The following is a 6,892-nucleotide window of genomic DNA, read 5'->3' on the forward strand; positions in this document are numbered from 1 at the left end:
TCAGAGCCGTCCGCCGACCAGCTTATATCCGATCCCCCGTACATTCAATATTTTGATACGGGGGTCTTTCTCTAATTTATGGCGTAGTTTGGTGATAAATACATGCAGGCTGCGGGTATTGTAAAAGCTGTCGTTACCCCAGAGTTGCAGCAGGATATCCTTCGTATCGACCGGCAAAGTTCCGCTCTCGCAAAGAAGCCGCAACAACTCCGACTCCCTGAATGACAGTTCGATCTCCTCACCGCCGATCTGCAAAGTCTGGGTAGAGGGATAAAAGGTGTAAAGTCCCAGTTCATGGTAAATAACGGCTACCGGTTCAGACTGGCTTTTCACTGTCAAAGCCTTCACCCGGGCAATCAGTTCACGGAGGCTGAAAGGCTTCCGCAGGTAATCGTTCGCCCCAAGCCCGAAACCGAACACGATATCGTCCACCGAAGAACGGGCACTCAGAAACAGTACGGGCACCTCCTTATCCATCCGGCGAATGCGGCGAACCATCTCGAAGCCGTCCACCTCCGGCATCATCACGTCGGCAATGATCAATGCGGGATGCTCCTTGAAATACTGTTCGAGCCCCTCCAGACCGTCGCGGGCAATAGCAACTTCGTAACCTTCCTCTTCCAGGGCATCTTTTACGATCATTGCCAAAGAGACTTCATCTTCTACTAATAGTATGTTCATAATCTCAGGTTATTGAGGTAATGTAATTATAAAACAGGTGCCTTTACCGGGTTCGCATTCCACTGTGACGCTCCCACCATGTTTCTCCACCATAGTCTTCACATAGAACAGTCCGATGCCATAGCCTTTCACCGGTGACTGACGGACAGAGGGTATGCGGTAGAACTTATCAAAAATATGGCGGCGGTATTCTTCGGGGATGCCAGGACCATTGTCCTGTAACCGTATCTGTGTCTTTCCCTCCGTCGCCACCGCCCGTATCGTTATTTCCGGTTCTTTATCCGCATATTTGATGGCATTATCCACCAGGTTGCTGATGATGCTGTACAAATGGATACGGTCTGCTCTCAACGTGATTTCCTCCGGCTGATACTCTGTCCGAATGCGGAAAGAGCGGGACGATTTTATCTTCTGTTGCTCCACGAGCCTGGCTATCAAATCATTCAAAGACAGTTTTTCTATCACCAGACGGATATCTTTCCGTTTCTCTAAACTGAGCGAAAGGATTTGTTCCACCATCCCGCCCAGGCGTTCCAGTTCCTCATGGCAAAGGTGCAGATATTTATCAGCCTTTTCTCTATTATCCAGCAGGTTATAATGGATAATAGATTCAATGGCGGCATACGAAATGGCGATCGGTGTTTTCAGTTCGTGAGTAACGTTATGCGTGAAATCATCTTTCAACTGTTCCACCGTCTTCTGATGGAATAGAAACCAAATCATATAGGCAAACGATAAAGCAAGAATCAGCAGAATCAGGAAAGAAGAAACCAGAATCCCCGTCATACCAGCCAGTGAAGCCATGCGGGTGGATTCCACATAGACATAGAAAGCTCTTGGAGTAAAAGTAGTGTATTTCCAGGTATACAGGTGATAGCGTGACAAATCTTCTCCTTCGGGGACGGAAGTGGCAATGACCGTGCTGTCGGTAAGCAGACGTATCTCCGTGAAATGGCGGAGGTTCAAGTTCTTTTCCCGTAGATTAACTGTCAGCAGGCTATCGAACTTTGCTATATTAACAGGAGAGATCGTGTCGATGATTTCATGAAGGCTACGCTGCATCTGTAAACCCAGCTCACCCAATGACTTGAAATCGTCGCCCACTTTGACGGAGTAGCTTTGCAGGACTTTCTTCATATCCTCATCTACTCCGCTTGCATAAGAGAGAGACGCCTTCTTCTCTATGATACTGACCGGTTGAATGACCGAATCTTTATCTGAAAAACGGGTAGTCAGGGCAACTCCTCCCCGATCATCGGCCTGCGATATCGTTACCCGTTGCTTATTCGTCTTTTTGCTGATAAAGTCAGCACGACTAAACAGTTCGACATGGTCGGCATTGCGGATAGCCTGCATAATGTACTCCCTGTTCTGCTGTTGCAGGGAATGGTATAATCCGTTTATCCAGAACAACTGGTAGACGAAGATTCCCGACAAAGACAGAATAACCAAGAGAATGATATACTTGAACGATGATTTCATGCAAACAAATATAAGGAATCTCCGCCATGCAACTTCCCGCTTTAAATCAAAATAACACAGTTTTCGCCGAATGTTATTTAGTCTTACCAAATGAAAGCCTTTTTTGGTAATCACTGGCGTCCTCCCTACCTTTCGTATAAAAACAAAAGGCCATGAAAAGAATCTATTACTTATTACCGATAGCCGGCTTACTCTCGCTTCCCACACAAATGCTGGCACAAAAACAGACTGGTAGCGAAACCATCCTGGTCAACGACAGCATCACGTTGAACCTGCCGGAAGTATTCGTCAAAGCGGAACGGCCGCTGGTAAAGATGACCGACGGAAAACTGCAATACGACATTCCCAACCTGATAAAAAGCAAACCGGTGGATAATGCGTTCGATATATTGGGAGAACTGCCGGGAGTGGGCAAGAGCGGCGACAATATCTCTCTGCTCGGTACCTCGGAAACCACCATCATCATCAACGGCCGGAAAAGTTCAATGACATCGGAACAGTTGGCCGACATGCTGAAAGCAACTCCTTCGTCCAAGGTAAAAAAGATAGAAGTGATGTACAGCACTCCACCTCAATACGGCGTAAGGGGCGCATCGATCAATGTGGTTATTGAGAACGACCGGAGCCTGGCGGATATCCTGAAAGGAGAAATATCGCTGACAGGAAAACAGGCTTGGTATTTTTCTCCTACAGCACTGATGAATCTGTCCTATACCGGAAAGAAGTATGCCGCCGACCTCTCCTACTCGGCCAATTACCGTCACGGACGTTCGACAGAAGATATGCATGCAGAACCGACCGTGAACGGTACAAAATACGATATTCTGCAAAAGAACTGGTCGGAAAACAAAGGCATCTCCCATAACCTGCGGGGTGCCTTCGAATATGATTTCAGCAATAAAGACAAGCTGTCGGCCACCTATACAGGAAAATATGTACAAGACAAGCCAGTATCCCTGAGGGGCGGACAGACTGATTTCAAGGGTATCGAAACCGTTAATACGGCCAGCCGGACTACAGGTCCTTCGTTTCTGCATAGCACACGGATCGACTACAACGGACATAAAAACCTGAATGCCGGCATCGACTACACCTTATACAAAGATAAATCCTTGCAGGACCTGGTTAATAATTTTGAAGACAGCAACGACCAGGACAGACGCAACGAGAGCAAGCAAAAATCACAACGAGCTAATATATATATCAACCACTTCGTTGTCGTAGGAGAAGGATGGAAGATTTCTTACGGGGCAGAAGCCTCCTTATCGGGGACGACCAATGAGGCTTCCGCCCTTCTGAATAATGAAAAAGAAAGCGAAGGGACCTTCTATATGAAACAAAAAGAACATTCGGCGGGTATATTCGGCGGTTTCTCCCGTTCGTTCGGAAAGAAATTCACACTGAATGCTTCGCTGGCTGTCCGTTATTACAAGGCTTCAGTCGATTCTGCCGGAAAGAAGGGTACGTTATGGGATCAGGCAGACTTGTTTCCGTCGCTTTCCGCCGTTTACCGGATCAACCGTTCGAATATGTTACAGTTCTCATTGTCGAGTAACAGAAAATATCCTTCCTATTGGGCAACAACTCCCAATACCTATTATATGAATATCTACAGCGTGATAAAAGGTAATCCGCAGTTGAAACCGGAACTGAACTATTCGATGCAACTGACATATGTCATAAAGAATAAATATGTACTGGGGGCTTTCGCTAACTTCCAACCCGACAAGATACAGCAGATGTCGTATCAGCAACACGACCGTCTGCAATCGGTCTTCCATTCCATCAACCTGGATACGCATACGATGTACGGACTGATGGCCGTTGTTCCTTTTCGTGCCGGCGAAGTGCTCAGTTCGCGACTGACGCTGATGGGGTTCAGCATCCACGACAAAGGCACGCTGGTCGATATCAACTTCGACAGAAAGAAGTTGTTCGGGCGGGCAATGCTGACAAATACGATCTTTCTGACGCGCGACAAGAACCTTTCGCTCGACATCAGCGGCGATTACAGTTCGCCGGCGATCCAGGGCATTTACGACATCGATCCCCTGTATAGCCTCGATGCCGCACTGGTATGGACACTCCCCAAAAAGAGACTCCGCCTGACGCTTAAAGGCTCTGACCTGCTAAATAGCCAGAAACCTCTCACCCATATCGACGAACAAGGACAGAAGAGCCGGATGGAGTTGTTCCAGGATATACGCTCCGTCTCCCTGACACTCCGTTACAGCTTCGGTGGCTACAAAGAGAAAAAGGTGAAATCCGTAGATACTTCGCGGTTCGGAACTTAATAAGATTCAGTTTTGATTATCCGGCAAGTGAATAATCAGCCGGATAATCAAAACAATCTTTTAAACTATACAAATTTAAGTGCTGTTTCATTGATTCTTTTACTCAAATCCAGTAAAGCTGCTGCAAAGCGTTTCCGTTCATCTTCTGTAAACCGAGCTGGTTTTCCGTTCACTTTATTACCGTTTAAACGTTGATAAAGCCAGGTTTTACTTTTACCAAAATACTCTTTCGCAATATAACTCAACGATAAAGCATTCGCAACGTCTCCTAACTCCAATGCCAACTTAACATCCTGTAATTCTGACTTTATAGCCTTCAACCCTTTTTCTGTAGCTTCAGTAAAAATCATTTTCTCATCGCCCGGCATCGCTTCTATCTTCTGTGCCCGCTTTTCCTGAAACATCGCACGTTCTTTGGGCGTCATGTTTTTAAACAGTTCAAAATCGGCCTGCATATCTGCTGTAGGTAAGAATTTAGATAATTCAAATAATAATTTCAGGTTCTCTTTCTGTCGGATAAGCTCCTCCTTCTCTTCTTTTGTCATAGCTAAGATTTTTTATATTAATACTGATTTATTTGATTTTACAAAAGTAATAATCCTTGAATCATTCTGCAATAATCCAAGGATTATTTTTATAGAATTAATGTAACGGTATCCCTGCCGGAACAATCGAAACCGCTTCCTCTTTCTCCAACGTCAGCATAAGAAGGCCATTCTTCACCGGCACTGCGGATTGTTTCAATGTCGAACCATTCATAGTTATGGAATATATATCCACTGAGCTGACTTTTTCCCAACCTTCCAGCATCCGCCAGCTGCGGTTATCGTAACCTTCTGCGGAATAGGCGATGATCTCGTTTTCATTCCAAAGAGCTGGAACAAATAGATTATCGTTCTCACGCAGGATAAAATCGCCTTTGCGGATGATGTTCTTTCCATCTTCCACACGGGCTACGACACCATCACTGTAATACAATGCGTCATCGATAAAAGCAACACGTTCGAGACGACTCAGATAATACCAGGGCAACGTCATCGTACAGAACTGAGACAGGAAACCGGGAAGATTATCCTTGTCTTTCTGAAAAATCTCTTCACCTTGCATACTGGAACCGAAACGAAAATCTCCTTGTCCGTCCCGATGTGTCCGTCCCCTTGCCGATAACCGTTCGGGGACTTCCATCTGGAAGTTTATATCCGCCGGAAACCACCACGACATAGGTTGCAAACCGACAAAACCTTCTCCCGCCGGATGAGCCCAGAAAATACCTTCACCGGTAACATCGAACCCTTTTTCGCGCCAGTATTTAAATATCTTCCGCTGTGTTTCTACCTCTTTATACATATCGATCCCTCCGTTCTCCGGTTTGGCATGCCAAGGACTTAACGGACGGTTTTCCGGTTGCCAGTAAGCCATAAAAGCGTCGATATGAATGGTATGGCCTTCCTTTAGTTCGGGAACCATCCCGATCAGGTTGTCGATACGTTTTTTGGCGAAGCCTTTCTCCCACTCTTTCGTATAGCTCAGATGATAAGCTCTATGTCCTTTGACATATTCCCAGATGGATTTCAGGTTTCCATTGACATCACGTGCAATAATATCATTTTTGATATAAGTATCCCAAAGAGGACTTTCCTCGAAAGCATCGACCATATTGATGTGCAGACTGATAGTCGTATTATAAGCACGTGCTTCACAGATCAGCCAGCGGAGACTTTCGAGAGCTGTAGCATCTTCTTCGCGTTTCAGCTTAGGGTTGACAATGCTCCAGTCGGGATAAAGATGATCATGACCACCACGCTGCCAACCGACCAGGTAAATGATCTTCGGGATACCGCGTGTCAGATTATCCACTCGTTTCACCACATCGAGCGCCTGAGCGAATGTACAAAGGCATGACGGGTCTTCTTTTTGGAAAATCACGTTGTTCGGATCAGGTTCATTCAGTTCGCCATCGTACCCCATAAAAAGTTTCAACACCAGGGTCTGGTGGTAATCACGATAATAAGGGGCAACAACGACTCTCTTTTTCGCCTGATAAGTGGCACCGTCTTTCTGATAGACGGCAGTCACTTCAGCCAGTCCGCCATCCTTCGGGATTAACTGATCACCGGATAAAGCGACAACCTCGACATTTCCACTGGCACTGACTGTACGTACGGATAAAGCGATATCGGATAAGGAGAGATCGGATGTCTTTCCATTAGAATAATGACCGGTAACACGAAGGGTTCCCTTTTCTCCGGGATTACGTACCGGATTCAGAGTTTCTTTATCCAATTGGATAGAGATCTCCTCTAGTTTGTTCTGTGTACAACAAGACAGACAAAACAGAATTGTAAGTACATACAAAGATATTTTCATATGTAAATAAATTGCGCTCCCTATCTCAAGAGAGCCGTTTAAACCATTAATAAATTGATTTTTTTAGA

Annotated in this window: 5 protein-coding genes; 1 reads left to right on the forward strand and 4 read right to left on the reverse strand. The window is 45.7% G+C overall.

Annotation, left to right across the window (positions count from 1 at the left end; translation table 11 throughout):
* Together HMPREF1535_RS21045 and HMPREF1535_RS21050 are read right to left on the reverse strand one after the other, a co-directional pair.
* Complete coding sequence (locus HMPREF1535_RS21045; RefSeq protein ID WP_007658159.1) at nt 1-681, reverse strand: response regulator transcription factor; 681 nt, start codon at nt 679-681, stop codon at nt 1-3.
* Between the two features lie 9 nt (nt 682-690).
* On the reverse strand, nt 691-2,163 hold the full coding sequence (locus tag HMPREF1535_RS21050; RefSeq protein WP_046147382.1) for a sensor histidine kinase: 1,473 nt from the start codon (nt 2,161-2,163) through the stop codon (nt 691-693).
* A 152-nt stretch (nt 2,164-2,315) separates the two neighbouring features.
* Between HMPREF1535_RS21050 and HMPREF1535_RS21055 the strand changes: the two genes are divergently transcribed.
* Nucleotides 2,316-4,457 (forward strand): outer membrane beta-barrel family protein, encoded by a 2,142-nt coding sequence (locus tag HMPREF1535_RS21055; protein WP_046147383.1) that lies wholly within the window; start codon nt 2,316-2,318, stop codon nt 4,455-4,457.
* A 65-nt stretch (nt 4,458-4,522) separates the two neighbouring features.
* Here HMPREF1535_RS21055 and HMPREF1535_RS21060 read toward each other — a convergent pair whose 3' ends face one another.
* Together HMPREF1535_RS21060 and HMPREF1535_RS21065 are read right to left on the reverse strand one after the other, a co-directional pair.
* Complete coding sequence (locus HMPREF1535_RS21060; RefSeq protein WP_007658162.1) at nt 4,523-5,002, reverse strand: DUF5053 domain-containing protein; 480 nt, start codon at nt 5,000-5,002, stop codon at nt 4,523-4,525.
* Nucleotides 5,003-5,099: 97 nt separating this feature from the next.
* Nucleotides 5,100-6,824 carry an endo-alpha-N-acetylgalactosaminidase family protein gene (locus HMPREF1535_RS21065; RefSeq protein WP_007658163.1) on the reverse strand — a complete coding sequence of 575 codons (1,725 nt, stop codon included), beginning with the start codon at nt 6,822-6,824 and terminating at the stop codon, nt 5,100-5,102.
* Nucleotides 6,825-6,892: the final 68 nt, after the last annotated feature.

Source organism: Parabacteroides goldsteinii DSM 19448 = WAL 12034 (genome assembly GCF_000969835.1).
GTDB classification, from domain to species: Bacteria; Bacteroidota; Bacteroidia; order Bacteroidales; family Tannerellaceae; genus Parabacteroides; species Parabacteroides goldsteinii.

Bases quoted from the DNA above. Each gene is read 5' to 3' on its own strand.
- HMPREF1535_RS21045 (WP_007658159.1), bottom strand. From the start codon at position 681: ATGAACATACTATTAGTAGAAGATGAAGTCTCTTTGGCAATGATCGTA.
- HMPREF1535_RS21050 (WP_046147382.1), bottom strand. From the start codon at position 2,163: ATGAAATCATCGTTCAAGTATATCATTCTCTTGGTTATTCTGTCTTTG.
- HMPREF1535_RS21055 (WP_046147383.1), top strand. From the start codon at position 2,316: ATGAAAAGAATCTATTACTTATTACCGATAGCCGGCTTACTCTCGCTT.
- HMPREF1535_RS21060 (WP_007658162.1), bottom strand. From the start codon at position 5,002: ATGACAAAAGAAGAGAAGGAGGAGCTTATCCGACAGAAAGAGAACCTG.
- HMPREF1535_RS21065 (WP_007658163.1), bottom strand. From the start codon at position 6,824: ATGAAAATATCTTTGTATGTACTTACAATTCTGTTTTGTCTGTCTTGT.